At 41.1% G+C, this 26,878-nt stretch carries 26 protein-coding genes and 1 riboswitch; of the genes, 17 read left to right on the top strand and 9 right to left on the bottom strand.

Features of this window, described 5'->3' with window-relative positions; genetic code table 11:
* Positions 1-280 precede the first annotated feature (280 nt).
* The 4 genes from ABG082_RS18250 to ABG082_RS18235 all read left to right on the top strand — a co-directional run bounded on the left by ABG082_RS18250 (position 281) and on the right by ABG082_RS18235 (position 5,721).
* Positions 281-2,188, top strand: a complete 1,908-nt coding sequence (locus ABG082_RS18250) for a beta-glucoside-specific PTS transporter subunit IIABC (RefSeq protein ID WP_348936363.1) — start codon at positions 281-283, stop codon at positions 2,186-2,188.
* Positions 2,160-3,578 (top strand): glycoside hydrolase family 1 protein, encoded by a 1,419-nt coding sequence (locus tag ABG082_RS18245; RefSeq protein ID WP_348936362.1) that lies wholly within the window; start codon positions 2,160-2,162, stop codon positions 3,576-3,578. Before ABG082_RS18250 ends, ABG082_RS18245 begins: the two co-directional genes overlap by 29 nt.
* 341 nt (positions 3,579-3,919) lie before the next feature.
* Positions 3,920-4,609 (top strand): ATP-binding cassette domain-containing protein, encoded by a 690-nt coding sequence (locus ABG082_RS18240; protein WP_348936361.1) that lies wholly within the window; start codon positions 3,920-3,922, stop codon positions 4,607-4,609.
* A 167-nt stretch (positions 4,610-4,776) separates the two neighbouring features.
* Complete coding sequence (locus ABG082_RS18235; RefSeq protein ID WP_008345681.1) at positions 4,777-5,721, top strand: hypothetical protein; 945 nt, start codon at positions 4,777-4,779, stop codon at positions 5,719-5,721.
* A 66-nt stretch (positions 5,722-5,787) separates the two neighbouring features.
* On the opposite strand, the gene ABG082_RS18230 is transcribed toward ABG082_RS18235, so the two are convergent.
* The 5 genes from ABG082_RS18230 to ABG082_RS18210 all read right to left on the bottom strand — a co-directional run bounded on the left by ABG082_RS18230 (position 5,788) and on the right by ABG082_RS18210 (position 11,940).
* Complete coding sequence (locus ABG082_RS18230; protein WP_348936360.1) at positions 5,788-6,909, bottom strand: 5-methyltetrahydropteroyltriglutamate--homocysteine S-methyltransferase; 1,122 nt, start codon at positions 6,907-6,909, stop codon at positions 5,788-5,790.
* An 87-nt stretch (positions 6,910-6,996) separates the two neighbouring features.
* Positions 6,997-7,109: riboswitch (SAM riboswitch) on the bottom strand.
* A gap of 81 nt (positions 7,110-7,190) precedes the next feature.
* Complete coding sequence (locus ABG082_RS18225) at positions 7,191-8,510, bottom strand: gluconate:H+ symporter (protein WP_008345676.1); 1,320 nt, start codon at positions 8,508-8,510, stop codon at positions 7,191-7,193.
* A gap of 50 nt (positions 8,511-8,560) precedes the next feature.
* Positions 8,561-9,982, bottom strand: a complete 1,422-nt coding sequence (locus tag ABG082_RS18220) for a four-carbon acid sugar kinase family protein (protein ID WP_348936359.1) — start codon at positions 9,980-9,982, stop codon at positions 8,561-8,563.
* A 6-nt stretch (positions 9,983-9,988) separates the two neighbouring features.
* Entirely contained in the window at positions 9,989-10,882 is an 894-nt protein-coding gene (gene garR / locus ABG082_RS18215; protein ID WP_348936358.1) for a 2-hydroxy-3-oxopropionate reductase, read from the bottom strand.
* A 200-nt stretch (positions 10,883-11,082) separates the two neighbouring features.
* Positions 11,083-11,940, bottom strand: coding sequence for a MurR/RpiR family transcriptional regulator (locus tag ABG082_RS18210; protein ID WP_017368342.1), 858 nt, complete (start codon positions 11,938-11,940; stop codon positions 11,083-11,085).
* Positions 11,941-12,101: 161 nt separating this feature from the next.
* On the opposite strand from ABG082_RS18210, the gene ABG082_RS18205 reads away from it, so the two are divergent.
* Positions 12,102-12,779, top strand: coding sequence for a DUF3298 domain-containing protein (locus ABG082_RS18205; protein WP_348936357.1), 678 nt, complete (start codon positions 12,102-12,104; stop codon positions 12,777-12,779).
* A 78-nt stretch (positions 12,780-12,857) separates the two neighbouring features.
* Here the strand turns inward: ABG082_RS18205 and ABG082_RS18200 are convergent, their stop codons facing one another.
* Positions 12,858-13,037 carry a hypothetical protein gene (locus tag ABG082_RS18200; RefSeq protein WP_008345664.1) on the bottom strand — a complete coding sequence of 60 codons (180 nt, stop codon included), beginning with the start codon at positions 13,035-13,037 and terminating at the stop codon, positions 12,858-12,860.
* Between the two features lie 288 nt (positions 13,038-13,325).
* A complete protein-coding gene (gene pepT / locus ABG082_RS18195) occupies positions 13,326-14,558 on the bottom strand; it encodes a peptidase T (protein WP_008345662.1) in 1,233 nt (410 codons plus the stop codon).
* 226 nt (positions 14,559-14,784) lie between these two features.
* Here pepT and ABG082_RS18190 point away from each other — a divergent pair, with 226 nt between their 5' ends.
* From ABG082_RS18190 to ABG082_RS18170, 5 genes are all read left to right on the top strand, one after another.
* A complete protein-coding gene (locus ABG082_RS18190) occupies positions 14,785-15,108 on the top strand; it encodes a WXG100 family type VII secretion target (protein ID WP_019743650.1) in 324 nt (107 codons plus the stop codon).
* A gap of 4 nt (positions 15,109-15,112) precedes the next feature.
* A complete protein-coding gene (locus ABG082_RS18185; RefSeq protein ID WP_017358662.1) occupies positions 15,113-16,309 on the top strand; it encodes a glycine zipper domain-containing protein in 1,197 nt (398 codons plus the stop codon).
* Between the two features lie 12 nt (positions 16,310-16,321).
* Positions 16,322-17,080 (top strand): hypothetical protein, encoded by a 759-nt coding sequence (locus ABG082_RS18180; protein WP_348936356.1) that lies wholly within the window; start codon positions 16,322-16,324, stop codon positions 17,078-17,080.
* Positions 17,081-17,101: 21 nt separating this feature from the next.
* Positions 17,102-17,629 (top strand): YfjD family protein, encoded by a 528-nt coding sequence (locus ABG082_RS18175; protein WP_348936355.1) that lies wholly within the window; start codon positions 17,102-17,104, stop codon positions 17,627-17,629.
* A gap of 96 nt (positions 17,630-17,725) precedes the next feature.
* Complete coding sequence (locus ABG082_RS18170; RefSeq protein ID WP_017368337.1) at positions 17,726-18,181, top strand: helix-turn-helix transcriptional regulator; 456 nt, start codon at positions 17,726-17,728, stop codon at positions 18,179-18,181.
* Between the two features lie 51 nt (positions 18,182-18,232).
* Here the strand turns inward: ABG082_RS18170 and ABG082_RS18165 are convergent, their stop codons facing one another.
* Positions 18,233-18,580, bottom strand: a complete 348-nt coding sequence (locus ABG082_RS18165; protein WP_017368336.1) for a helix-turn-helix transcriptional regulator — start codon at positions 18,578-18,580, stop codon at positions 18,233-18,235.
* Between the two features lie 206 nt (positions 18,581-18,786).
* On the opposite strand from ABG082_RS18165, the gene ABG082_RS18160 reads away from it, so the two are divergent.
* From ABG082_RS18160 to ABG082_RS18135, 6 genes are all read left to right on the top strand, one after another.
* Positions 18,787-19,776, top strand: coding sequence for an asparaginase (locus ABG082_RS18160; protein ID WP_017358664.1), 990 nt, complete (start codon positions 18,787-18,789; stop codon positions 19,774-19,776).
* Positions 19,777-19,804: 28 nt separating this feature from the next.
* Entirely contained in the window at positions 19,805-21,226 is a 1,422-nt protein-coding gene (gene aspA, locus ABG082_RS18155) for an aspartate ammonia-lyase (protein ID WP_007497957.1), read from the top strand.
* 143 nt (positions 21,227-21,369) lie between these two features.
* Positions 21,370-22,776 (top strand): Na+/H+ antiporter NhaC, encoded by a 1,407-nt coding sequence (gene nhaC, locus ABG082_RS18150; RefSeq protein ID WP_272511252.1) that lies wholly within the window; start codon positions 21,370-21,372, stop codon positions 22,774-22,776.
* A gap of 295 nt (positions 22,777-23,071) precedes the next feature.
* The gene (locus tag ABG082_RS18145; RefSeq protein WP_008345637.1) at positions 23,072-23,497 is read left to right on the top strand and encodes a DUF5082 family protein; all 426 of its coding nucleotides are present in this window, start codon (positions 23,072-23,074) and stop codon (positions 23,495-23,497) included.
* A 37-nt stretch (positions 23,498-23,534) separates the two neighbouring features.
* Positions 23,535-23,801 carry a YwqI/YxiC family protein gene (locus ABG082_RS18140; protein ID WP_008345634.1) on the top strand — a complete coding sequence of 89 codons (267 nt, stop codon included), beginning with the start codon at positions 23,535-23,537 and terminating at the stop codon, positions 23,799-23,801.
* 284 nt (positions 23,802-24,085) lie between these two features.
* Positions 24,086-24,511, top strand: a complete 426-nt coding sequence (locus ABG082_RS18135) for a DUF5082 family protein (protein ID WP_019743647.1) — start codon at positions 24,086-24,088, stop codon at positions 24,509-24,511.
* A gap of 46 nt (positions 24,512-24,557) precedes the next feature.
* Here the strand turns inward: ABG082_RS18135 and ABG082_RS18130 are convergent, their stop codons facing one another.
* A complete protein-coding gene (locus ABG082_RS18130; protein ID WP_008345626.1) occupies positions 24,558-24,755 on the bottom strand; it encodes a hypothetical protein in 198 nt (65 codons plus the stop codon).
* A gap of 137 nt (positions 24,756-24,892) precedes the next feature.
* On the opposite strand from ABG082_RS18130, the gene ABG082_RS18125 reads away from it, so the two are divergent.
* The gene (locus ABG082_RS18125) at positions 24,893-26,851 is read left to right on the top strand and encodes a BglG family transcription antiterminator (RefSeq protein WP_348936354.1); all 1,959 of its coding nucleotides are present in this window, start codon (positions 24,893-24,895) and stop codon (positions 26,849-26,851) included.
* Positions 26,852-26,878 lie beyond the last annotated feature (27 nt).

The raw sequence follows: 26,878 nt of genomic DNA, 5'->3' as shown, positions 1-26,878 counted from the left end.
TAACTATAAACTCAATAACCCACAATCTTTTAGGATTGTTACTGGTCAAGCAGGCAAAACCTAAATCATTGTCCCTATCTTTGATAAGGCATGATTTAGGTTTTTTTGTATCTAAAGGCTTATAAAATTGAATAACGATCAATCGCTATGAAGGATTGTTACTGGTTAAGCAGGCAAAACCTAAATATCGATTAATGTCTGAATCGCTATTTTTCGGGCATTAATGGATGTTTAGGTTTTTTCTATATCAAGATGAAATCAACGATTGGAGGGTAACACAATGAACCACAAACAAACAGCAAAAGAAGTTCTAGAGCTTGTCGGCGGTGAAAAGAATGTTAAGCATGTCACGCACTGTATGACAAGACTCCGCTTTAACCTATACGATGAAAGCAAAGCGGATAAAGAGAAGCTGCAATCAACAGACGGCGTCATGGGCGTGAATCAAAGCGGCGGTCAATACCATGTCATTATTGGCAACGACGTATCAAACGTCTATCAAGCAATGATTGCTGATTCTGGGTTATCAACAGATGTAAAGTCAGGCGATTCAGAAGAAGCATCAAAACAAAATGTGATTTCAAAGCTTTTCGATTTTATCTCTGGTGTCTTCACACCGATTCTTCCAGCCATCGCTGGAGCTGGTATGATCAAAGGAATCTTGGCATTAATGCTGACGTTCCAATGGATCTCAGGTAAAAGCAGCACATATGCGATTTTAACAGCTATCGGAGACGGAGCCTTTTACTTCTTACCGATTCTGCTCGCTGTAAGCGTAGCCAAAAAAATTGGCACAAATCAGTATATCGCTGCTGCCATTGCAGCAGCCGCACTGCACCCGCAGCTCACTGCTTTACTAGGTGCAGGAAATACAGAATTTCTAGGCTTGCCAGTGGTTGCCGTTGTGTACTCTTCATCGGTGATTCCAATTCTACTCACTATCTGGCTCGGCTCATATGTGGAAAGATTCGCAGAAAAATACAGTCCGAAATCACTAAAAATCATTCTTGTTCCAACAGTTACACTTCTTGTCGTGGTACCAGTTATGCTCATCGCGGTTGGACCGCTTGGTGGGATTATCGGAAATGGTCTTTCAGGTGGAATTGATTTATTGTTCAAACATGCAGGTATTTTGGCCGGACTCTTAATCGGTGGCTTTATGTCACCATTGATCATTACGGGCATGCACTATGCACTACTTCCAATCATGATCAACAACATTACATTAAACGGTTTTGACTTCATTCTTCCAATGATGTTTGTAGCGAATATGGCACAAGCAGGCGCAGCATTCGGTGTCTTCTTAAGATCAAAAAACAAAACATTCAAATCATTGGCGATGTCTACAAGTATCACTGCGTTAATGGGTATTACTGAACCTGCTATGTATGGTGTGAACATGCGATTGAAAAAACCGTTCCTTGCAGCCCTCATTGGTGCAGCAGCAGGCGGCGTGTTCATGTCTATCTTCAAAGTAAAGTCATATGTGATATCAGGGTCAGCAGGTCTTCCAGGTCTCCCAACGTTCATTGGACCGACATTTGTTTACTCCATCATTGGATTAGTGATCGGCTTTGTTGTAGCAACCATCATGACACTTGTTCTAGGGTTCAAAGATGTACCAGTGAAAGATGATACAAAAGCAGACAAACCAGAAGAAAAGAAAGACACAGTAGCGCTTCAAAATGAAGTGGTACAAAGCCCGCTTGAAGGTCAACTAAAGCCGCTCAATCAAGTAAATGATGCAACATTCTCTAATGAAATCATGGGTAAAGGAACAGCCATTGTCCCAACAGTTGGACGTGTAGTAGCACCTTTCAATGGCAGGGTTGAAACCATTTTCCAAACAAAACATGCCATTGGTTTAAAGAGTGATCAAGGCACAGAACTTCTCATCCATGTGGGGATTGATACAGTAAAACTTGGCGGTAAACATTTCACAAGTCATGTGCAGTCAGGTGATCTCGTTCAAGCAGGAGATCTGCTAGTTGAATTTGATATCAAGGGCATTCAGCAAGATGGCTATGATGTAACAACGCCAATTATCGTCACCAACACAAATGATTTTGCACAAGTTGATGCGAAAACAGATGGGGCGATTACAGTAAAAGAGACATTGCTTACAGTCAGTGTAGAAGAAAATGAGGAGGGCATTCAACATGACGAATTTAGAAAAAACATTTCCTAAAGGTTTCTTATGGGGCGGCGCGGTAGCCGCCAACCAAATTGAAGGCGCTTATAACAAAGATGGAAAAGGCTTGTCGACAGCCGATATATCACCACACGGTATTATGCACCCATTCAATGAATCAATGAAAGACCTTAACTTATATCATGATGCGATCGACTTCTATCATCGCTACAAAGAAGATATTGCCCTGTTTGCAGAAATGGGATTCAAGTGCTTCAGACTATCCATTTCTTGGCCACGTATTTTCCCAAATGGCGACGATGCGGAACCGAATGAAGCGGGCCTCGCTTTCTATGAAAAAGTATTTGATGAACTGCATAAGCATGGAATTGAGCCAGTTGTCACGATCTCTCACTATGAAATGCCACTTGCACTTGTGAAAAACTACGGCGGATGGAGAAACCGTAAGCTTGTGGGTCTTTATGAAACATACGCTAAAACATTGTTCACTCGCTTTAAAGATAAAGTGAAATATTGGATGACTTTTAATGAAATCAACGTTGTGTTACATGCTCCTTTCACAGGGGGTGGCCTTGTATTTGAAGAAGGCGAAGACGAGAAGAGCATTCAATATCAAGCAGCGCATCATCAGTTTGTTGCAAGTGCTCTAGCTGTTAAAGCAGGACACGAAATCATTCCAGATGCGAAAATCGGTTGTATGATTGCAGCGATGACCACATATCCGTACAGCTCAAGACCTGAAGATATGTTTGCTGCGATTGATCAAGATCGTAAAACATTGTTCTTCTCAGATGTACAGGCAAGAGGCTATTACCCTGGATACATGAAACGTTATTTCCTGGAAAATAATATCAACATTGAATTCCAAGACGGTGACGAAGACATTCTAAGAAACCATACAGTCGACTATATTGGCTTCAGCTATTATATGAGTTTTGTGACAAGTACAGATCCAGAGGTTCTTGGACAAGTTACTGGTGGAAACCTATTTGAAGGCGTGAAAAACCCTTATCTAGAAGCAAGTGATTGGGGCTGGCAAATTGATCCAAAAGGACTTCGTACAACACTAAACCAACTATATGACCGCTACCAAAAACCATTGTTTATCGTAGAAAATGGATTGGGTGCTGTGGATCAAGTAGAAGAAGACGGCTCCATTCAAGACGATTACCGAATTGATTACCTCAGAAGTCATTTGCTTGAGGCAAGAGAAGCGATCGCAGACGGCGTTGATCTGATCGGCTATACAAGCTGGGGCCCAATTGACCTTGTCAGTGCATCAACAGCTGAAATGAAAAAACGCTACGGCTTCATTTATGTCGACCGCGACAATGAAGGCAACGGTACATTAGATAGAAAGAAAAAGAAAAGCTTTGATTGGTATAAACAAGTGATTGAGACAAATGGAAAGCATTTAGACGCATAAAAAATATATAAGAACAAAACCACTCAACTACATGAGTGGTTTTGTTTTTTACGGTTTAAAGTTATTAATATAGTTTAAAGTAATGACTAGAATATTTATTAACAACCATTATTGATGTATGATATTGTAAACAAGTACTGTGTATATAATGGTAAATTAGCATGTATAGTTAGTCGTTTAATGGTGGTATCTTCCGTTTTGTGTGAGTCTTTTTTAATAGAATCTTGATGGAGGAAAATAGAAGCTTCTCAATGTGTCTTAGGTTATTGCATATCTAAAGGAAGTTACGATTTTGAATTAGGTGTTGATGGAAATCACACACTTAATTTATTTAGAAGGGATTGAGATGGCAAGTGAACTTAGATAATAAGGAAGATACGTCGATTTTAAAGGTCGACAATCTTAGCTTTCAATATGGGAATGCAACCATCTTAAAAAATTTGTCTTTACATATTCAAGGCTCTGGCCTTTATGCCCTTCATGGAGAAAGTGGTAGTGGGAAGACGACATTTATTAATATTATTGCATTGATTCAAAAACCGAGTACTGGGAAGATGACGTTGTTCAATCAGCCCATTGATTTTACAAATCAAGAACAGATTGATAATTACCGCAAAAAAATCGCCTATTTTTTTCAGGATTTGAACTTGATTGAGTCTTTAACTGTCAGAGAAAATCTACACGTTATCTCATTAATTAACGAACAAGAAATCTCAAATGAAAGATTAGAAGAACAGGCTGCGAAGCTCAAAATGAGCGAGAAAATTGATGTCACAGTGAGCAACTTATCAGGGGGAGAAAGGCAGCGCGCGGCTTTTTTGAAAATCATGCTGTTTGATTATTCATTGATTCTATTAGATGAACCAACAAATAACCTTGATAAAGATAATATTCAGATGATGCTTGGTATGTTATCTGAATTGAAGAAAACGAGGACCATTTTAGTCGTTACACATTCTGATACCGTTGTGCAACATGCTGATGTCGTCCTTCGATTTGAAGACTTGAATAAAAAGGACCAATCCATATGAAAACAACATTCGTCTTTGAGTATTTAAAAAAGAAACATCGACCGACCCTGAGAAAATTAGCTGTTTTGAATTTTGTTTTACTGATGTTAATCTTTTTTTCTATATTTACTATCCTGATCTCAGCTGATAATATTTATAAAAACGTATTGACTAATGATCGTCTATCAATGGTTTTAATTAATGGATATTCGAAAACTGGTGAGTATCAGTACGATACAGATAAAATTAAGCGTATGCCGAATGTCAAAGACATTGTCTATGAATATGACGTCTCGTTATCTATTGAAGCAAATGGAGAAACGGATATATTGTCGGCTTTATCATTCAATCCGACAACAAAAGAGGCTGTTAGTTATGAAGGAGATCTAAAAGAAAACACTATCCTGCTTCCAGAAAGATTTAAAGGTAAAAAAATAAAAGTTTTTGATGGTGAAGTGGAACCATTAAAAGCGAATATTGATTACTACAAAGGAGAAGGGAACTATTTCTTAAAAGATTACAGTTACTTATCACCTGATCTGTATAAAAAGCTAAGTAATCAAATTAAGATTGGTGAGAACTACGATGGTGTTAGAACACTCATTGTTAATTTAAATAAAACCGAGGATATTTATGAATTTGTGAACCAGTTTGATCGAATGTTTGATGAAGAAGATGTTTTTGTATACTATCAAGCGCAAGGGCTAGAGAAACTAGTTGCTAATTCAAAATTGTCATTTTTGCTGCTTGTCGTATTTCAGATCATTTTATTTGTGGTGATTACTTTTATTTATCGAGGCCAGATGCATACACTGATTAGTATTTTGAATCGAGATTTGTTGTCCTTGTATTTAAATGGGATGTCATCAAAGGATATGATCAAGCAATTCTATCGTAGTATAGATAAGATGAACCTAAAAGTGTATATTGTTGCGTTACTATTCATTGCTGTCTTGGGTGCTTTCCTGCTAGGACAATTACCGGGAGAGATCATTCTATGGATTGGCGGAACAGCTGTTGGACTTCTACTTGTCTTGGTTCTATTAAATAAATGGTTTGTGCGATACATTATCACAAAACGTATGAAGAAAGAACTGTCACAAGAAAATATCGTATCAAGATTACGTAACTAAAAAAGAACTGCTTATTGGCAGTTCTTTTTTTAACCCCTAGGCTTTGAGAGCTTAGAACTAGATGTGTTATTTCCACACTTGATCCGCAATCTCAATCACATGACGCAGCTTTTCCCATTGCTGTTCTTCTGTTAACAAGTTCCCTTCCTCTGTTGAGGCAAATCCGCATTGTGGGCTCAAACAGATTTGGTTGATGTCCACATATTGAGCTGCTTCCTCGATTCGTCTTTTGATCTGTTCGACGGGTTCAAGTTCGCCGTACTTTGAAGTGACAAGACCTAGTACGATTTGAAGGTTTGGATTCTTCACATAACGCAGGGGTTCAAATCCGCCAGAACGGTCATCGTCGAATTCTAAAAAGAGACCATCCAAATCCAGACCGGCAAAAATCGTTTCTGCCGCTGCCTCATAACCACCTTCGGCTGCCCAAGTTGATTTAAAGTTACCACGGCAAATGTGCATGGTGATCACTAAATCATCTGGTCGATCGGCAACCGCTTCATTGATTGTTTTCGCAAACGATTCACGCAGTTCATCTTCCTCGCGGCCAAAAGCTTTGATTTGTTCATGTCCTTTTTCAGAAAAGAACACAGCCCAAGCTGTATCATCTAGCTGTAAGTAACGGCAGCCTGCATCATAAAAAGCACGGATGGCTTTTTTATAAGCTTGTGCCACGTCATGGTGAAAATCATCTAAGCTGTCGTACACACCTTCTTCAAGCTTTCCACGGAAAAAGAGCATATTCGGACTTGGAATCGTCATTTTAGCCGTATGATCACCCGCGATGCTGTGAAGGAAGCGATAATCCTCTAGCATTGGATGATCAGTAAAATCAATCTTACCTGTTACTTTGATGCCTCTCGCTTTTGTCGTCGTATTGTGGAATTGAATGCCTTGGTCTGCTTCAAATCCTTCGACCCCATCAAGCCCTTCTAGAAAGTCAAAATGCCACCATGCACGTCTGAATTCTCCATCTGTGACAACCTCTAATCCAATTTCCTTTTGCTTCTCTACAATACGAGTGATTTCTTCGTTTTCAATTTGTCTGAGCTGTTCTGCTATCAGTGTACCGTCTGCCTTTTGCTTACGAGCTTCTTTGATGCGATCAGAACGAAGTAAACTCCCTACTTGATCTGCGCGAAATGGCGGCTTTATTGTTTTCTTACCAATGGTTTGTACTTGTGTCATGCTGAATCCCTTCTTTCTTCAGGTTATAAATCAAATAAAAAAGCTCTTCCTTGGATAAGGAAGAGCATCATATACTGTGAGATCTCTGCCTTATCTTCAAACAAGCATCAGCTTGCTTAAGGAATTAGCACCATTCTGTTCCTAGGAACAGCGGTTGCCGGGTTTCACAGGGCCAGTCCCTCCACCACTCTTAATAAGGTTACCTTTGATTCAATTTTCTTAATAAACACAATTATTCAATCTTTTCGAGAAAAAGTCAATGGTTTTTACTATTTATTTTCCTACATAAACAAATCAGCGACGAGAACACCTGCTAATCCAACAAGTGATAGAACAGTCACCATTAATGTCCACGTTTTAAAAGTTTGAGCCATCGACAAATTAAAGTATTCTTTGTAAATCCAGAAACCTGCATCATTCACATGAGAGAATGTTATACTGCCGGCGCCTGTTGCAATCACCATTAATTCTGGGCTGACTCCCGTCAAACCAATCAGCGGTGCAGAAATGCCAGCTGCTGTGAGACCCGCAACAGTCGCTGACCCTAAAGAGACACGAAGGACAGCTGCAATCAGCCAAGTGAGGAGCAGAGGAGACAGTGTGCTTCCTTGCATAATCCCTGCAATGTATTGATCAACGCCGCTGTCAATGAGCACCTGTTTAAAGGCGCCGCCACCTGCAATGATCAATAGAATCATCGCAATGGAGCCAATTGAATCCGTAATCGACTTCATGACGTCCTGCATGCTCTTTCCTCTGCCAAGACCAAATGTGTAGATGGCAAGCAGCACAGAGATTAATAGGGCAATCGCCGGCTCACCTAAAAACTCAGCCGCCGGTAGCAGTGGAGAGGACGGGAAGAAAATTTCTAAACATGCTCTGAATGTCATGAGCAATACAGGTAAAATAGCGGTGAAAATACTAATGCCGAAGCTTGGCATTTCCTCTTCTGTAAATTCCTTTGGATTAAACAAGTCCTTTGGAATGTGTGCATGCAGTTGATCTTTCTTAAATAGTTTCGTAAACAAAAGTCCGCCTACTAAAACAGCAGGAATGGCTAAAATAATTCCAACCAATAAGGTTTGTCCCATGTTGGCTTGAAATACATTGGCAATGGCTGTTGGCCCTGGGTGAGGAGGGAGGAAGCCATGTGTTGTAATGAGTGCAGCGACGAGCGGCATTCCCACATACAACACAGGGAGTCTTGCGGCTTGAGCAATGGTAAAGACTAATGGAATAAGAATAATGAATCCGGTTTCATAAAATAGAGCAATTCCGATAACAAATCCAGTCAGCATCGTCGCCCATTGAATTTTCCCGATACCAAAGCGGTCGATGAGTGTCATGGCAATACGCTGAGCACCGCCAGAATCAGCCATCAATTTACCAAGCATCGCTCCAAAGCCAAGAACCAACGCCAGATGGCCGAGTGTACTTCCAAGCCCTTTTTCGACTGAAGCAATCGCTTCAAGTGGTGACATGCCTTCTAAAACGGCAACGATTAAAGAGACAATAATCAACGAAATGAAAGCGTTTAACTTAAAGACAACCATGAGTAAAAGTAATAACAAAACGCCAAGTCCGATAAAAACTAACGACATGATCTTTCCTCCTTTGTGCTGCATAAGGGAGCGTGAACGCTCCCTCTGCTTTATCCTTCAAGTATGTCTACTGCTTCTTTTAACGTATCCTTTGAGCCAACATTTCCCGGGAAAATCACATAAGACATGAATGGGAATTTACTTTCTTCTCCTGTTTGCCAAACGGGAATACCTGGTCTGATTTGACCTGCGACAGTCGCACGTTTGACGCTGAGTCCTCTTGTTCCAATATCACTTGAGGTGATTCCACCTTTGGCAATAAGGTACTTAGGGCGAATGGAGAGTCGCTGAACAATGCTTGTCACAGCATCACTAATCTGAACAGACAGCTTCAATTCTTCCTCTTGACGATCGTCCCCAAGATCAAGCCGTTCTCTCCTTGTATAAACAGCAACCGATTGCCCGGTTGTTAAAAGCCTTTCAGTTTGTTGAATCACGCGGTCAATTTCCTCTTGAAATGCTTCAGGTTCTAACACGAGGTGTGTATCAAATTCAATAAATGCGATGTCTTCATTTTGCTGCAGCGCTCGCAATTGTTCGGTTGTTTTTTTGACATGGGAACCGACCATGATGAGGCCACCGTGCGTGCTTTCTTCCTGTATTAAGTCTTGTCTAGTTAATAGTACTTGATCCTCAACACCGCCAAGCACTTTTGTGAGAGCTGCCGCACTTCTAAATAGAAAGTGCTGACCTGCTTTGATAGCATCTATGAGGGCAACGACAAAGACTTTGACATCGTCATAGTCCACTGCATTTACAACTACTTTTTGAAAATCCTTCACGGTCATCAGCTGATCCTTGATTTGTTCAATACGTAAAGCCCGGATATCTTCTAAAGAAATATAAGTAGTGTTTTCCTTAGTGAACGATCCGTTTGATTTCTCTTCGATCCATTCTCCGAGGTGAGAAGATTGAAATCCGAATGTACGATCCAATGCAAATTCTGTGTCACCAGCAGGAATTAATTCGTGACCTTCCTGTACGTAGTGAATATTGCCAATCGTAAAGCGGCCGCCTTCTTTAAAAAAGGGAAGAAGAATTTCGCCGTCAAATTGGCGGGAGCTTTGCTGTTCAATGGTCGTTCTGAGAATTTCAGTCTCCAGTGGGAAATGTCCACGCAGGGTGGAATCCCCCCGGCTGACAATGATGAAATCTTGATCAAGCTGTTCAGCCGTTTTCACAATCGTTGATGCGATCGTTTCATGAAGAACCGCCGTTTCTTTCTCTGTCATACTGCGAGAGTTGGTTAAGATAAAGAACATACGGCTGTCTTCAAGAAAACCAGCCTCAATGCTTTTCTCTGACCAATCGGTGAAAACAGAGACGCCGTGCACGGTTTGAATGCCTGTTGGGTCATCGTCTAATACAATCACTTTATGGTGAAAATGGTTTAGTGCTTGTTCGTATGCTGATTGAATGCGGTCTGAATCCGCTTTCGGAATGGCATTTAGTATCTCAATGCTTTGTTTCATAGAACCTCATCCTTTCTTCACTTCAACATGAGCCATTTTTTCGTAATATTGAACGATCCCGCCGTGATCAAGTCCAGACTTTCCGTCCGCTTTGAGGGCGTGGAAGATTTCCAGCAGCTGACTAGAAAGCGGGAGAGGAACGCAGATATCATGGGCGGTTTCCATGACATTGGTTAAATCCTTTAAGTTGATGTCAATACGTCCACCAGGCTCAAAGTTTCGTTCTAAAATGAGGGGAACCTTCGCATCGAGGACAGCACTTCCTGCCAGTCCACCTCGGATGGCTTCATACATTTTATCAATCGCAATGCCAGACTTAGCGGCAAGAACGAGTGCCTCGGACATGGCAGCGATATTTAAGTTGACGATGATTTGATTCGCAAGCTTAGCGGTTGTCCCGCTTCCATTTGATCCAACTAATACGACATCTGTGCCCATCGCATAGAGGACATCCTTTACTTGTTCAAAGATCTCTTCTTCTCCGCCCGCCATAATCGCAAGTGTCCCGTCTATCGCCTTTGGCTCTCCGCCACTGACAGGAGCATCGATAAATTCGACCTGATGCTGTTTTGCCAGTGCCGCTAATGCTCTAGAAGTAACAGGTGAAATAGAGCTCATATCTATAATGATCGTGCCAGGTTTTGCTGCAGCCAATATGCCTTGTTCACCTGCTACGACTGCTTCTACATGCTCACCTTTTGGAAGCATCGTGATGATGATATCGCTTTCAGATGCTGCCTCAGCAGCTGATGCAGCGGCATTTGCGCCCACTTCTTTTAATGCTAGAACAGCTTCTGTATGAATATCGAAAACAGTCACAGTATGACCGGCTTTTAATAGATTGAGTGCCATAGGTTTCCCCATAATGCCTAATCCAATGAATCCAATTTGCTTTGCCATTTTGTCCGCCTCCTATTTAGAAACCCCTTACAAAAAGCGCTTTCTTTTCTTTTTGTTAGTATATATACTATCTTTTTAATTTAATAGTAGGAAATAAACTATTGTTCATTTAATGTACATGACGAAATAGGAATGTGTCAACGGAAAATATGAGAAAAGTCACAAAAAAAAGACCGGAAACAGCTCCGGTCTATGGTCGATTATGTTTTATTTTTAGCTACAGCTAATCGAGAACGTTTGACGTTGTCGATTGCATTTGATCCTAATTCTAAAACAGCTGCGACGTACAAAACATCAATAATCACAAGCTGATTAATACGAGAAATCATTGAGTCAGAACGATAGGTTGTTTCTCTCGATGAACTGAGCAGATGAAAGTCGGATTTCTTGGCGAGCTCTGATTTCGGATAGCTCGTGATCGAGGCGACCGTTGCACCTTTTTCCTTTGCAAATTGCACGGCATCAAGGATTTCTCTACTTTCCCCTGAATGTGAGATCGCGACGATAAAATCATGTTCCGTTGCATGTGTTGCAATCATATTCATCATATGAGGATCACTACATAGACTCACTTCAAAGCCAAGTTGGAGAAACTTATGATAGGCATCTCCGGCAATAAAACTGGAGGCACCTGCTCCAAAGAAGACGGTTTTATGAGCCTGTTTCATTTGCTCAATAAATTGTGTCACAGCTTGGTCTTCTAAAATATGTTTCATATCCTGAATAGAGTTGGTTGTTAATTCTATGACCTTATGTTTAATATCTGCGACACTATCAGATGCTTCGATCTCACCGTATATGGATTGAGGCGTATTGGTCGCAATATCCTGCGCGACATGGACACGAAACACTTGATAGGACTCATAGCCAATTTTTCGCAGAAAACGAAAGATCGTCGTTTCACTTGTGTTGCATTCAGCAGCGAGTGCACTAATCGAATGAAGCACAACTTTCTGAGGGTTTTGTAAAATGTAATTGGCAATCTTTTTCTGGGTAGGGGACAAACTATGAAATGTTGTCCGGATATGACTAAAAATATTCTCTTCTATGATAAACACCACACTTCATCTAACATTCTATCTTAAGCATACAGGAACTTATGAAAACGGTAAACAAACCTCACATGAAAAATAAAGAATAATATGGAAGAAAACACTTCTTTTGGTTCTTTTGTCATGGTATACTCAATTGGTAATAGACAAAAATGGGGGTTTTTACTATGACAATGAAAAAAGGCCTAACGATCAGCCTGCTCATTTTTTCGCTGATTGTTTCAATGTTTGCGCCAGTTGGATCTGCGGATGCCAAACAAGTGAAAAAAGCAAAAGTAAGCACACACTATTATAAAAAGAAAAAAACGTTTAAATATGCACAGGTGAAAAACCTTAGTAAAGCGCATATGAAAACCATCAATCATGATTTAAAAGAAGATATCGCATTTTCCTACTCTACGTATTTGTTCTTAAAGGACGAAGCGAAAAAAGAAGGTATTGGGAAGATCACATACGAGAGATCGTTTAAAACGAAATTTAATAATGGGAAGAAACTAAGTATTCTAAACTATGATTACATGAATGACGGTAGTATGCACGGGGATACGATGGTTACGAGCATGAACTATGTGTTAACAAAGAAAAAAACAAAGCAACTGTACTTTACAGATGTGGTAAAAACAAAGAAAAAGCGTACAAAAGTAAGAGATTATATCTATAACTACACAAAGAAGCATAAAAGTAAATTCTATGCGAATCTGAAAAAAAGCGATATTCAAATCGGCTACGACACGCAGTACTACTTCACGAAAAAGGGAATCGCTGTTGTCTTCCAGCCATATGAAATTTCACCGTACTATGTAGGAATTCCTATGATTCAAGTACCTGCGAAGGTGTATAAATAAACAAGAGAAACGGCCATGAATTTGGTCGTTTTTTTATACATAAAAAGAGCCCCTGATGATGAGGCTCTTCTTTTACATTTATACTTGTTTGGGTGCATCGTTTAGTGGGTGACGGCGTTTGCCGTTGTAGTGGCGGCGCATACGAAAGATTTCAAACTCCGAAAGCTCTGCGCTTTTTCGTTTTTGGGTGCGGTTATCTTTTTTGAAAGAGAATAGTAAGTAGCAGCAAAGTGAAGCGATAATCAATAAAATCATCATATGACATTCCTCCAATTCATCCTATTCTTTAAGTGTAGACAGGGTGAGTGATGTTTATAACTGAAAATAGTTAGCAAATAGCGTTTAGTTCTAAAGGTTTATTCTAGCTGTTTTTTTAGGTCTAAAATACTGGTTGTTTTTAACTATTATATTTCCAGTTATTTCACTCGTCAAGAAGAATTTTTCTGGGGTTGTCTCTATTAGTACGATTAAGTGTCATAAAAGTTTCAGAAAATTGTAAACTTTTATTAAAAAACCGTTCCCGAACAGGAACGGTTGTAAACATGTTTATGCTTTTTCTTCAAATAAACGTGCAATTTCCACGATCACTTCTGACGCTTTCAGCATGTTCTCTACAGAGATGAATTCATATTTACCGTGGAAGTTTTCCCCGCCAGTAAAGATGTTTGGCGTTGGAAGTCCTTTATATGAAAGCTGTGAGCCATCTGTACCGCCGCGGATTGGTTCAATGACAGGTGTCACTGAGCGGTTTTCCATGGCTTCATGAGCGATGTCTACGATATGTTTGACTGGCTCAATTTTTTCTCTCATATTGTAATATTGATCCTGAATGCTAAGGGTGATGCTGTTTTCGCCGTAGACCGCTTTTAAGTCGTTTGCGATTTTTTCAAATAGTGCTTTGCGCTTGTTGAATTTCTCTTTATCAAAATCACGAATAATATATTGCAACTCTGCTTCTTCTACTTCTCCTACAAATCTTGTGAGGTGGAAAAAGCCTTCGTATCCTTCTGTGTATTCTGGAGATTCATCTGAAGGAAGTTTGTTGTGAAAGAGCATGCCGATCTTTGCAGCACTGACCATTTTGTCTTTTGCTGTCCCTGGATGGACGTTGTTTCCTTTAATTGATACTTTTGCACCTGCGGCGTTGAAGCTTTCATATTGAAGCTCTCCTAGCGGGCCACCGTCAATCGTATAAGCATAAGAAGCGCCAAAGGCATCAACATCGAATTTGTGAGGTCCTCTGCCGATCTCTTCATCTGGTGTGAAGGCGACACGAATTTTTCCATGTTTGATTTCTGGATGCTCAATCAGGTAATGCATGGCGGTCATAATTTCTGCGATACCTGCTTTGTTATCTGCACCAAGCAGGGTCGTGCCATCAGTCGTGATGAGCGTATGTCCTTGGTATTTTTGTAAATTTGGAAACTGTGCTGGAGATAGTACGATATGTAGATCTTCGTTTAACGTGATGTCCCCGCCTTGATAGTTCTCATGAATCTGCGGTTTCACGTTCTTGCCAGTGAAGTCAGTGGCTGTGTCGATATGAGCCAGGAAGCCAATGGTTGGCACTTCTTTGTCTGTGTTAGATGGGATCGTGCCCATGACATAACCGTTTTCATCCATTGTCACTTCTTGAATGCCGATGGATTTCATCTCTTCAACAAGCTGCCTTGCTAAGTTCAGCTGTCCTTCAGTGGATGGGCAGCTCTCTATGTCTGCATCAGACTGTGTATCCACTTTTACATAACTTGTGAATCGCTGGATCATTTCCTCTTTCATCAATACGTCACTCCTTTTGTAGAATATGTTCATTTTATCATGTCTTGAATGCGCTTCATAACAAGAAAGGCTTTCTCTGACAATTAGAGAGGAAAAAGACCTACTTTTATTTTGTGATGTGCTGAATGGTTCTTTAGGGTGATTTTTTTGGGTGTCTTTTTATTTATAATGAGGACATATAAAATCATCCATTTGTACGTTAATTTGGGAGAAAGGGGTGCGAAAGTTGGATTCTAGTCAAACACTTGCACTCGCTCAAAAGTTCCAGGAAGCCGCTGATGGCATTCGGCAGTCGAAGCAGCTGCTTGAGAATCGGCTGAAGGCAGTTGGATCAGGCTGGCAAGGGGAAGCAAGAGATAAATTTGATCAAAGCTTTGAGGAAACAGCGGTACGCTATGATCAATTTGAAAAGGACTTGCTTGAAACAAGTCAGGAACTGCGAGATGCTGCTGTTAAAATCGAGGAACGTAAAGCTGAAATCGCCAGAATGGAAGAGCTTGAGCGAAAAAGGCGAGAAGAACGGAGAGAAAGAAACCGAGAAGGGAGATGATGTGATGGCGCGTGACATTGTAGTAGATCCAGATCAGTTGACAGGGCTGGCGAATGATTTTGTAGGAGAGCTTTCGGCCATCGAAACAAAGCACCACGATTTACATAGTGAACTGGATGGCCTCATCCTAGGCTGTGATCCCCGTTATCGAAGCTGTTTTTCTGGAGTAGGAGATGCATGGGGTTCTGGACAAGCCTTAATGAGCAAATTGAGCAGTGACGACATTGCCATTCGTCATGCAACGGATAAAATGGTCGAAGCTGATGATATTTTAAGGAAAATGTACAGTCTGTATGATCAATATGGTACACTCACGAGCCTAGCTGGTATTGTGATGATGCAGGCAAAATACTATGGGCTTGGAATGACGACTTTTATTAAAGAAAATGGCCGATATGCTGCGCAGCATTCAAAGCTCCTTCTTGATGTGACCGGACGGGTAGAAGGTACGAGATTTGACCGGCTGGCAAGGATTTGGCTGAGTAAAAAAGAATTATTAAAACGATCCAATTGGTCGATGGCTGACCTGGTCCATAAGAAATTTACGAAATTTTATCCTAGCGATACAGTTGCGTTCACGAACAGTGTACGTGATTTCACAAAAGGAAGTATCAATTGGAAGGACACAGCTGGCATCAAGTCTGTTCTGAAAAATGGTGCAAGGTTTGCGAAAGGAAATGCCATCATTGCAACGGTCGTCACGGGTGCAACAGAAACGGTTGGCTGCGGTCTGAAAATTGCGGAGAACTATGCGGAATTTGGGGATCAGCCAGAAGTTCTCAAGCGTGAAAATGCAAAGGCTGTTGGAAATGCAGTGAATAATACGGTCTTTATTGCAGGCGGATCTGTTGCAGGTGCTGTTGTGGGCGGCGCTCTTGGAAGCTTTGCAGGACCGATTGGAACAGTGGTTGGCGGTGCGATAGGATCAGCAGTAGGTGGCTTTATTGGTGAAAAAGTCGCCAAGCTTACTTCTGGTTTTGCAGAACAGGTCGCAGTGAAATTAAAAGACCCAATTCATGCGGTTGTCGATAAAGGAAAAAAAGCATTTGAACTGGCAGGTCAAGGTGTTAAAGCAGTCAATGACACCATTGATCAAGCAAATCAGGTGATACATAAAGGAATAGAAAAAACAAAAGAAACCGCAGATTCGCTGTTGAAAGGTGCAGGTGATTTCTTGAAGGGCGCATTTTCTTTTGGATAAGGAGAGATCAAGTTGGATCAGCTAAGTCTAAGTATCGAGGAACTCATCTTTAGTTTTTACAGTGAAGGCTATTTTGAGCAAGGGATGTCTTTAAAGGAAGCCTATTATCCAGATGTAGAGGATGAACGTCTTGGATTTTTATTTGAAATTGCATGTCGCTCTTTGCTGGCAAAAGACGTGCTGGAATTTCGAAATAGACAATACCGTTATAAAGAAAAATACCGGCATTTTATTCAGGCCATGAACGATGCATCACATACCGTGAAAGCTTCAAGGTTTGGTGCATTAGATGAAGAGATCAGTACGTCCTTTCATACGACTCAGGCAGGTGTGTATTCACACCATACGCTTTATGATCAACAAGTGCATCAGATTCACAAACTAAAAGACGATCAGCAGACTGTGGAGCAAGTGACAACCTTTTTGAACATACACATGAGTGAACACCTCACACCAGTCATCAATTTGCAGGCGGAAGAATTTGAACTGCTGTTAGAACAAGCCAGTCAAGGGAATGATGATTGGCCTTCTTTTCTAAATAAAGCCGAGAACCAAGAGCTTGTGCGGGCATTTGTTTCTGATGTAAGGGTCAGAAGAGGAAAAATGGATTCTTTGATGAAGGTCACTTATGATAAAAATAATACGCCGGATGTAGAGTCTATGATATTTGTTATTCCGGGGCAGAAGCATTCTTGGCTAGTGTCGGGCATGAAGGAAAATGAATTTCGGATAGAGACGGCTCATAGGGACGGATTACGTTCTATATTCTAATGGAGAAAAGGAGAATGGCGCTTGAATCCAAGTGAAGTAATAGAAGTGAGGAGCAGACCCTTTCTAAGAGTATGGGCATTCTTAGCAACGGGCGGGTTTGGCATCATCGGTATTTGGTTATTTTCAGAAGCTCTTACATTTGAATCGAATTATACGTTGTTTTTATTTTTAGGCGGATTATTAGGCATTGTCTATGGGTGGATCTCTTTTTTGATGATTCTTCCGGCTTTTACGAAGAGGGGAAATGTGATTTTTCGCATTCAGCGTGGAGAGAATGGCGCTGTTTTATACCGGCAACAAACAATCCCTTTTCAAGACATACAATCTATTGATATGCGCAGGCATCGTTACAGTATTAGGGGATTTCTGTTCATGGATGTGCTCATTCGTAAAATAGATGGGAAATTGATCAAGATTCCGGCGTACAGTATTTTAGATGAAGAAGTATTTGAGCAAACGGTGAAACAAGACATTTATCCATATTTACATGAGAACGCCCAAGAGAATTGGAAACAGCAGCATGGTCATGGTGAAAAGCAGAATCAATAGATGTTTTCGCCATCATTCCATGAGGTGAGACGCCACTTTTTTTAAGAAATCGTGTATGATGTCAGTAAAGACTGAACAATCAAGAGGTGATGAGAGATGGACAAAGAAATGGTAATCGACCTCGTCACAGAACAAATGGCACGAATTCGAAAAGAAAAAGACTATACGCAGGACCGTATGGCTGAGGTGCTTGGTCTATCCAAGCGGCATTTGCAGCAGGTAGAAAAGAATCGTCTTCGCCTCAACTGGACGCAATCTGCGGCCGTATGTGCATTATTCAGGGATAGTGACATTTTAAAAGGGACACTTGGGGATGATCCGCTTGAGATTTTGGAAGTCGTCGCCCACGATGAATTGCATTTATCTGTTGAACGTACGATTGGCGGAAAGGTTTGGTGGCGGACGTCTGTGAAAAAAGGTACGTTTCGTCTTCAGCAGAATGTACTAAGCCAGCATTACCGCATCTTAGATGATGAGAATTATCGCTATTATAGTTCCTTTAATAAAGAAGAAGCGAAGCGGCGGTTAGAGGAATTAAGTGAGCTGTCGTAAGCAGAAAAAGAGAGGTCCCTCTATGACAGGGACCTCTCTTTTTTGTGTTGTTTATACTTTCAGAGTGTTTTTCGCCCGAATAAAGGCAACAAGCTGTTTGATTTCTTCATCTGTTAGTGGAACGCCGTCTACATGGATGGTTCCTTCTTTTGCTTCCGTCAGCTCAATTTTGATATCAGAGATTTTGCGTTGGATCTCTGGCTCGTCCGTTCTACCAAGTAAAAAATCAATGGACGTATCATACAAATCAGCCAGCAGTTTCACTGCTTCAAGCGAAGGTCGTCGGTACCCAGATTCGTAACCGGCATAGGTGCTTTTGGCGATACCTAGGCGATCTGCCGTATGCTGGAGAGACCATTTTTTCTTTTTTCTAAGGGTGGTTAAACGATCGAGTATCATACATGAACGCTCCTTTATATACAACAACAGTATATCATATTTTGACAAAGAGTGTACGCGTTATGCGTAATAATTTCTTGATTAATTCGCGTTATGTGACTATAATGGCAATGAAGGTACGCGTAAAGCGTATATTATAGAATAGCACAAGCTGGCTTATAATATGTGTGACAAACGAAGTAATTTTACTGAAAGAGGTGGACCTGTTGAAGAAATTATTGCTTTTAACCACTGGTGGGACGATTGCATCTGTAGAGAGTGAAAATGGTTTAGCTCCAGGTGTTAAAGCTGAGGACCTTTTAAGCTATTTAAACGAAATTAATGCAGACTACACAATGGACACAAAGTCCCTAATGAGTATAGATAGTACCAATATGCAGCCTGAATACTGGGTTGATATCGCAACAGCCATTTATGAAAATTATGACCAATATGACGGATTTGTCGTCACGCATGGAACAGACACAATGGCCTATACATCAGCAGCACTATCGTATATGCTGCAAAATCCTGATAAGCCAATTGTCATTACAGGGTCACAAATTCCAATTACGTTTAAGAAAACAGATGCGAAGAAAAACATTACAGATGCGATTCGTTTTGCATGTGACGGTGTTGGCGGCGTATACGTCGTATTTGATGGCAGAGTCATTCAAGGAACTCGCGCAATCAAACTAAGAACGAAAAGCTACGATGCATTTGAAAGTATTAACTACCCATATATTGCATCGATTGAAAATCATCAAATTGAATACAATAGCAAAGTAAAAAGATCATCAATGAAACCGCTTAAATTAGATGCATCCTTGAACACAGACGTTTGTTTATTAAAACTGCATCCAGGACTGAAGCCTGAGTTTTTAGATTCAATCAAAGGTTTGTACAAAGGGGTCGTCATTGAAAGCTACGGCAGCGGCGGAATTCCTTTCGAAGGAAGAAACCTTTTAGAAAAAATCAACGAATTGCTGGAAGAAGGCATTTCTGTTGTGATCACCACTCAGTGTCTCGAAGAAGGAGAAGACATGAGTGTGTATGAAGTAGGACGTAAAATCAATCAAGAACTGGTTGCTCGTTCAAGAAACATGAACACAGAAGCCATCGTGCCAAAGCTCATGTGGGCATTAGGTAAAACAACAGATCCACGAGAAGTGAAAAAGATTATGGAAACGCCAATCGCAGAAGATTTAGTGATTTAACTATTCTATAGAAAGCAGGTCATACGAGATGGTTCAAGCAACTTATCGTTACGAGAAGGATTTTCTAGGTGAAAAAGAAATTCCCGCAGACGTGTATTATGGTGTTCAAACGCTTCGTGCAAAAGAGAATTTCCCGATTACAGGATATCGCATGCATGAAGAACTCATTCGAGCATTTGCCATTGTCAAAAAAGCAGCAGCTCAAGCCAACATGGAAGTCGGACGTTTATATGAAGGAATTGGAAATGCGATCGTTCAAGCTTCAGATGAAGTCATTGAAGGCAAATTCCATGAATATTTCATCGTAGACCCGATTCAAGGCGGCGCAGGAACGTCTATGAATATGAATGCCAATGAGGTCATTGGAAACAGAGCCCTCGAGATCATGGGACATCAAAAGGGCGAATACATTCATTTAAGTCCAAACACACATGTGAACATGTCACAATCGACAAATGATTCGTTCCCAACGGCGATCCATATTGCAGTGCTCAAGCAGTTAGACATTTTACTTGAGACGATGCAGGCCATGCAGGACGTATTTCAAAAGAAAGCAAAAGAATTCGATCATGTCATCAAAATGGGGCGTACTCATTTACAAGACGCTGTTCCGATCCGTTTAGGACAAGAGTTTGAAGCATACAGCCGTGTGCTCAGCCGTGATATTAAACGAATCAACCAATCAAAACAGCATTTATATGAAGTGAATATGGGTGCGACAGCTGTTGGGACAGGCCTCAATGCAGATCCTCGCTACATCGAAATCGTCGTGAAGAAGCTTGCTGATATTTCTGGACTGCCATTAGTAGGCGCAGAGCACCTCGTAGATGCGACGCAAAATACAGATGCATACACAGAAGTATCTGCTGCCTTAAAAGTATGCATGATGAACATGTCTAAAATTGCGAATGACCTTCGCTTAATGGCATCTGGCCCACGTGCAGGTCTTGCTGAGATTGCATTGCCAGCCCGTCAGCCGGGATCATCCATTATGCCTGGGAAAGTCAATCCAGTCATGGCAGAGCTCATTAACCAAATCGCATTCCAGGTCATTGGGAACGACCACACCATCTGTCTTGCTTCTGAAGCAGGCCAGCTTGAGTTAAATGTGATGGAGCCTGTTCTGGTCTTTAACTTGCTTCAATCTATTAGTATAATGAATAACGGATTCCGCTCATTCACAGATCACTGTTTAGCGGACATCGAAGCAAATGAAAAACGTTTGAAAGAATATGTCGAAAAAAGTGCAGGTGTCATTACTGCGGTAAACCCTCACTTAGGCTATGAAGCTGCGGCTAGAATCGCAAGAGAAGCCATTTTAACAGGACAATCGATCAGAGATCTTTGCCTGCAAAATGATGTGTTAACAGAAGAAGAACTTGATATTATTTTGAATCCTTACGAGATGACAAAGCCTGGCATTGCGGGTGCAGAGCTCCTAGAGCGATAATAATATCAAAAATTTTATTTTATTAATATGTTGAATTGCCTGTGAAAAAGAGAAAAACAGGCAATTCACTTTCTTTCGAATTGACACACTTTTTTCACAATATTTTGAAAACGCTTAACGCACGCACAAAGGGAGGAAACAAAATGAAAACACCACGTCTACCGTCTATTTTAGAAGTCGTGTCTGTACTTGGCTTATTTTTAGCAATTGTTTTATCATTCACTCTTTACTTCAAATTAGATATTCAGCTAGCATTGTTCATCTCATGGTTTATGGTTATTGCATTAGGAATTCGTTTAGGGCATTCCTATAAGGATCTCCAAAATGCGATCACAAAAGGGATATCGAATGGGTTAGAAGCCATTTTGATCTTAATTGCAGTAGGTGCACTTGTTGGAACATGGATTGCAGGTGGAGTTGTTCCTACGCTCATCTACTATGGTCTAGAATTCATTCATCCTAATATTTTCTTATTAGCTACACTTGTCATCTGTGCGATTATGTCTGTTGCAACAGGAACCTCTTGGGGTACAGTTGGAACGGCAGGGATTGCGATGATCGCAATTGGTGAAGGTCTTGGTATTCCACTTCCGATTGTTGCAGGGGCCGTCTTATCCGGTGCTTATTTTGGAGATAAATTATCCCCATTATCAGATAGTACAGTGCTCGCTTCCTCTCTTTCAAAAGTGGACGTGCTGGCGCATGTTCGAGCAATGATGGTTTTATCCATACCAGCCTTTGTGATTACAGCGATAATGTTTACGGTTACAGGCTTTATGTATGGCGGACGCAACATTGATCAAGGTAAAGTAGAATTTTTGAAAAATGCCCTTCATGATACATTCACAATCAACATTTGGATGGTCATCCCAGCAGTAGTGGTTGTATTACTGCTCGTATTTAAGAAACCTTCAATGCCAGTTATTGCGATTGGTGCACTTTTAGGAGCCATTTGGGCGATGGCTTTCCAAGGAATGAATCCAGCAGATGCGATTGGTTCAGCATACAATGGCTTCTCTATTAATTCAGATGTAGATTTCTTAAATACGCTGTTAAATCGTGGCGGTATTGTGAATATGCTTGGATCTCTAGTGGTCATTATTCTCGGACTTGGTTTTGGTGGCGTACTTGAATATCTCGGCGTCTTAAAAGTAATTGTCGCTACTTTCGAGAAGAAATTATATAATGCAGGAAATGTAACCCTATCTACACTTGTTGTTGCATTCTTCGCAAATATCTTCGGCTGTGCGATGTACGTTTCATTAATTCTCACACCGAAAATTATGGAAAAAAGCTATGATAAATTAAAAATAGACAGACGCGTTCTATCTAGAAACGCTGAAGTCGGTGGAACAATGACGTCTGGTATGGTTCCATGGTCAGATAACGGAATTTACATGGCAGGGATTCTCGGTGTGTCTACATTCTCGTACTTACCATTTATGTGGTTGAGCTTTGTTGCCATTGGTCTTGCCATCATCTACGGATATACAGGGAAATTCATTTGGTACGTGAAAAATCAACAAGAAAACGAAGAATCGGCATCATAAGCCGTTGCAAAAGCCGCCCCTCCCCTGGGCGGCTTTTGTTTGTCCTAGGACCGTAAGACTATGTGTGTTTCCAGAAGGGTGGTTGTGTATTTTGACCCCCTATAAAAGAGGGCTTAAGGTGTGGTATGAAGCAGATTGAAAGCATATTTATACCATAAAAAGGGCACAAATCCCTATTCAAACATGAGTCTTTGAACCTTATAATAACAATATTGGAAAAAGCGCGATTCACCATTACGCTCGTTTAGAGGGACTCTAAGCAGCGTTTTTATTTTTGACAGGAGGAGGAACCCATATGAGCTTATCGGATATGCTGTCTGCCCTTAACGGTGGCATTTCAAATAAAAAGGCAGAGATCGAAGAGAAAATTGCTCGACTCAAAAAGGCAAAAAGTAAGGTTGAACGTGAACAAGATGCGGCAGAAACAGACCTAAAACAAATCAAGCAGCCAAAGCTTGGGGCCTCTTGGAAAGGTGAGCGGAGCCAAGATTTCAAATCAGAGCGAAATGAAGCGCATGATGCGCTGCAAACGATCGTAAGCGATAAATATCCACGCTACGTGAGCCGAATCGAATTCAAAATCAGTACACTAGAAGCAGAGCAGGCTGCCTTATCCTTTGCCAGCTCTTTAGCTGGAGATGCAGCACGTTTGGCTGAAAAAGGAGAAGACGCAGTAGAAGACGCAAAACGCTTGATCTCAAAAGCATGGAGCAGCTTGTAAGCGAGCTTCATGCTGACTAAATCTGGAGGATATCACAATGGGACAAATTAAGTTAAACTACCAAACAGTTATGGATAAACTAGATGAAGTCTCCCAAGCAGTTGAAGCTTTAACAATGAAAAAAGCAGCAGATAAAGCTGGTGAAAACAGCCTTGAATTTGTGACCAAGTGGACGGCACGTGAAGCTGAGGTGGGAGAAATGGTCTCAAGTTTTAAAGAAGCCTTGATCAAAAACGTTCAGGATACACGCTCAAATGTGAAGACGCTAAAAGAACAGGATGAAGCGATTGCGGCAAAATCATAAGCCCCAATCGTTTTATTGATAACGTAGCTGAGTACGATGTAAAATATAGTCGTAAAGACTCATATATAATCCAGGATTTATGACCTTATATTATTCCGTTTTTCTTCCAAACACCATGTTAAAAGGACACCTTTTCCCTATTTAAGCCTAAGGCTTTTCACCTTATACTATACTTAATGAAAGCGAACGATAGAAATGTCAGGACTGGAAAAAGCAGATGATCTGCTCGGTTTCAAAAACTCTGACGCCGTGCTTTCTTATGAGGTCTAATAGAGGTGGATGACATGAGTTTATCCGAGATGCTGCACCATCTGCATATGGGGATTGAAAACAAACGTGCAGAATTTGACGAAATGATCTCTCGGTTAAAGACAGCCAAAATTAATATTCGAACAGAACAAGATCTTGCGCAGTCTGACATAAAGGAAATCAAGAAGCCTGCTCTAGATTCGTCATGGAAAGGTGAGAGAGGAACGGACTTTCACCGTCATCGGAAAGAAGCCTATCACGTGCTACACGACATTGTGAACAATGAGTATGAAACCTATATTACGGAGATAGACCAAAAAATTATGCACTTTGAGTTAAAAAAAATGGAACTCGCTGTCGCTAGTAATTTTGCAGGAAGAGCCCAAGATGTGATGGAAAAAGGCGAGGATTTTGCAAAGGATGTCAAACATTTAATTGAACGGGGCTGGAAAGCTCTTTAATAAAATAAACGAAACAGCCGGCTGAACAAGCGGCTGTTTTTTTGGTTTAGTCACATCCGCCGCTACCACCTGAATCACCACCGCAGGAGGCATCAGAAGCGTGATGTGTATACGAATCAGTATAGTTACTGGTTGTTGAACTGTGATGTGCAGAATGCTTAGAAGATGAACGCTTATCTTTTGGTGTAAACATGTGGGCGGCAATGGCGCCTAAAGAAGCTAGTATGATCATGATCACAAACATGATGTATCCCTCCTCTTGTTTCATATTCATACGTTTGAGCCATAACAAAGTTCCCGGCCGGAAAGAAAAACTGGGCAAAGAGTTCTATTTTCGTTTATGATGATAGGCAAAAGTAATTGACCAAAGGAGGGGAGTCTATGTTATCTCTACGTCAGGAGGAGCTGTTGAGGCGGTTAATGCAGGCAGAGCAGGAGCTGACAGGTGAAGAAATTGCACGCCTGATAGGCGTCACATCACGAACAGTTCGAACAGATATGAAAGCGCTTAAAACAATATTAGAAGCACATGGGGCAACACTTCATATGAAACGTGGAGCAGGGTATACATTGACTGTCGAAGATTATGGAGCATTTCGTACTTTTTTGAAAAACTCAATGAGAGAAAGAAATGAAAAAAAGAATCAAGTCATTCCCAATCAGCCGGAGGATCGTATCTCTTATTTATTGAGAAGGCTTTTATTGTCTGAAGACTATATGAAATTAGATGAATTAGCCGAGGAATTATTTGTGAGTGAATCTACTGTGAAAAATGACCTGAAAGCAGTCAAGCATATATTTTCTTTACATGGACTCTCTGTTGCACACCGACCTAAATATGGACTGAGGCTGACTGGAGATGAAATGAGATTAAGATATTGTCTAGCTGAGCATGTGTTTCAGCAGGAGCATCCGAACCCTGCCCTTTTACCTGAAGAAACGTTTCAATTGATTCAAGATATGGTGCGTTCACGTACAAAGGCAAGCGGTCTTCATGTGTCAGAGATCGGTTTAAGCAACTTAGTGACACATATCGCCATTGCGTGCAAACGAATTGAAGAGAAAAAATTGGTCATGATGCCGGAAGGAGAACTCAAAGACATTCAAACACAGCCCGCTTTTCAAGTGGCGAGGCAAATGGCAGAAGATATGCGTCATGTGCTCGGTATAGATTTTCCATTATCTGAAATGGCCTATATTGCGATTCATTTAATGGGGGCAAAAATGATGGCGTATGGAGAAACGGGCCACACGCTATTTCACATGCTTGATGAAGAGCATTTCCGTTTAACTCACCAATTACTTGGTTATGTCGAAGAGCACATGTCACTTAATATTCAGACAGACAAGGAATTGATTGTGGGACTAAGTCTTCACCTGAGATCAGCGATTCATCGGTTCCGATATGATATGAACATCCGTAACCCCTATTTATCAGACATAAAAAGGCATTATCCGATTGCCTTTGAAGCGGGTGTCTATATGGGAAGATGGCTGAAGGAAAAAGAGAATGTAGAGATTCATGAAGATGAAATCGGATATTTGGCGCTGCATATTGGTGCTGCCATAGAGCGGACAAAAACTCAGACTGTGAGAAAAAAATGCTTGATTGTGTGTGCAACGGGTGTTGCGAGCAGTCAGCTTCTTCTCCATAAGCTGAAGGCCGCCTTTAGCGAAAGGCTAGAGATTGCTGGAACTGCAAGTGTCAGTGACCTTTTGTCGTATGACTTGAGAAGTATCGATTTCATTATTAGTACCATCCCTCTTCAGAACACACTACCCGTGCCAGTGATTGATGTACATACGATCCTCAGTGAAGATGATATGTCGAGGCTGAAACGATTTGTGCAGGGGTCACAAGAAATGGGGGTCGTGCGATATATCAGTCCAAAGATGACTTTTTTTCAGCAAGATCTACAAACAAGGGAAGAGGTGCTTCAATTTTTCGTGACTGTATTGCAGGAACAAAACCGAATCCCGGATGATTTTGAACAGCTATTGTTGGAAAGAGAGGAAGTGTCACCTACGTCGTTCGGTCATTTGGTCGCGATCCCTCACCCAATCAAACCGGCAACAGATGATACGTTTTGTGCGATCTGTACGTTGAGGAAACCAGTGCTGTGGGGCGACGATCGGGTACAGGTCGTCTGTTTGTTAAGTATACAGAAGACGTATCAGAAAGAATTGCAGTCACTTTATCAATTTCTTGTGCGTTTGACAGAGCAGAAGGAAGTGGTGGAGCAAATCATCAAAGCTGCTTCATTTGAAGAACTGACGGCGGCGCTGCACGTGTTGGAACAGCCAGATGAAAAAAAAGGACACCCATTTCCGCATCAGTGAGGAAAAAGATTGGATGTTAATGAAAGC

The sequence above is a fragment of the Bacillus sp. BS1807G30 genome, assembly GCF_040047675.1.
GTDB classification, from domain to species: Bacteria; Bacillota; Bacilli; order Bacillales; family Bacillaceae; genus Bacillus; species Bacillus altitudinis.
This window is presented reverse-complemented; position numbering and strand designations above follow the sequence as displayed.

Coding starts and splice junctions, on each gene's coding strand:
- ABG082_RS18250 (WP_348936363.1), top strand. CDS start 281: ATGAACCACAAACAAACAGCAAAAGAAGTTCTAGAGCTTGTCGGCGGT.
- ABG082_RS18245 (WP_348936362.1), top strand. CDS start 2,160: ATGACGAATTTAGAAAAAACATTTCCTAAAGGTTTCTTATGGGGCGGC.
- ABG082_RS18235 (WP_008345681.1), top strand. CDS start 4,777: ATGGTTTTAATTAATGGATATTCGAAAACTGGTGAGTATCAGTACGAT.
- ABG082_RS18230 (WP_348936360.1), bottom strand. CDS start 6,909: ATGACACAAGTACAAACCATTGGTAAGAAAACAATAAAGCCGCCATTT.
- ABG082_RS18225 (WP_008345676.1), bottom strand. CDS start 8,510: ATGTCGTTAGTTTTTATCGGACTTGGCGTTTTGTTATTACTTTTACTC.
- ABG082_RS18220 (WP_348936359.1), bottom strand. CDS start 9,982: ATGAAACAAAGCATTGAGATACTAAATGCCATTCCGAAAGCGGATTCA.
- garR (WP_348936358.1), bottom strand. CDS start 10,882: ATGGCAAAGCAAATTGGATTCATTGGATTAGGCATTATGGGGAAACCT.
- ABG082_RS18205 (WP_348936357.1), top strand. CDS start 12,102: ATGACAATGAAAAAAGGCCTAACGATCAGCCTGCTCATTTTTTCGCTG.
- ABG082_RS18200 (WP_008345664.1), bottom strand. CDS start 13,037: ATGATGATTTTATTGATTATCGCTTCACTTTGCTGCTACTTACTATTC.
- pepT (WP_008345662.1), bottom strand. CDS start 14,558: ATGAAAGAGGAAATGATCCAGCGATTCACAAGTTATGTAAAAGTGGAT.
- ABG082_RS18185 (WP_017358662.1), top strand. CDS start 15,113: ATGGCGCGTGACATTGTAGTAGATCCAGATCAGTTGACAGGGCTGGCG.
- ABG082_RS18170 (WP_017368337.1), top strand. CDS start 17,726: ATGGACAAAGAAATGGTAATCGACCTCGTCACAGAACAAATGGCACGA.
- ABG082_RS18165 (WP_017368336.1), bottom strand. CDS start 18,580: ATGATACTCGATCGTTTAACCACCCTTAGAAAAAAGAAAAAATGGTCT.
- aspA (WP_007497957.1), top strand. CDS start 19,805: ATGGTTCAAGCAACTTATCGTTACGAGAAGGATTTTCTAGGTGAAAAA.
- nhaC (WP_272511252.1), top strand. CDS start 21,370: ATGAAAACACCACGTCTACCGTCTATTTTAGAAGTCGTGTCTGTACTT.
- ABG082_RS18145 (WP_008345637.1), top strand. CDS start 23,072: ATGAGCTTATCGGATATGCTGTCTGCCCTTAACGGTGGCATTTCAAAT.
- ABG082_RS18140 (WP_008345634.1), top strand. CDS start 23,535: ATGGGACAAATTAAGTTAAACTACCAAACAGTTATGGATAAACTAGAT.
- ABG082_RS18135 (WP_019743647.1), top strand. CDS start 24,086: ATGAGTTTATCCGAGATGCTGCACCATCTGCATATGGGGATTGAAAAC.
- ABG082_RS18130 (WP_008345626.1), bottom strand. CDS start 24,755: ATGTTTGTGATCATGATCATACTAGCTTCTTTAGGCGCCATTGCCGCC.
- ABG082_RS18125 (WP_348936354.1), top strand. CDS start 24,893: ATGTTATCTCTACGTCAGGAGGAGCTGTTGAGGCGGTTAATGCAGGCA.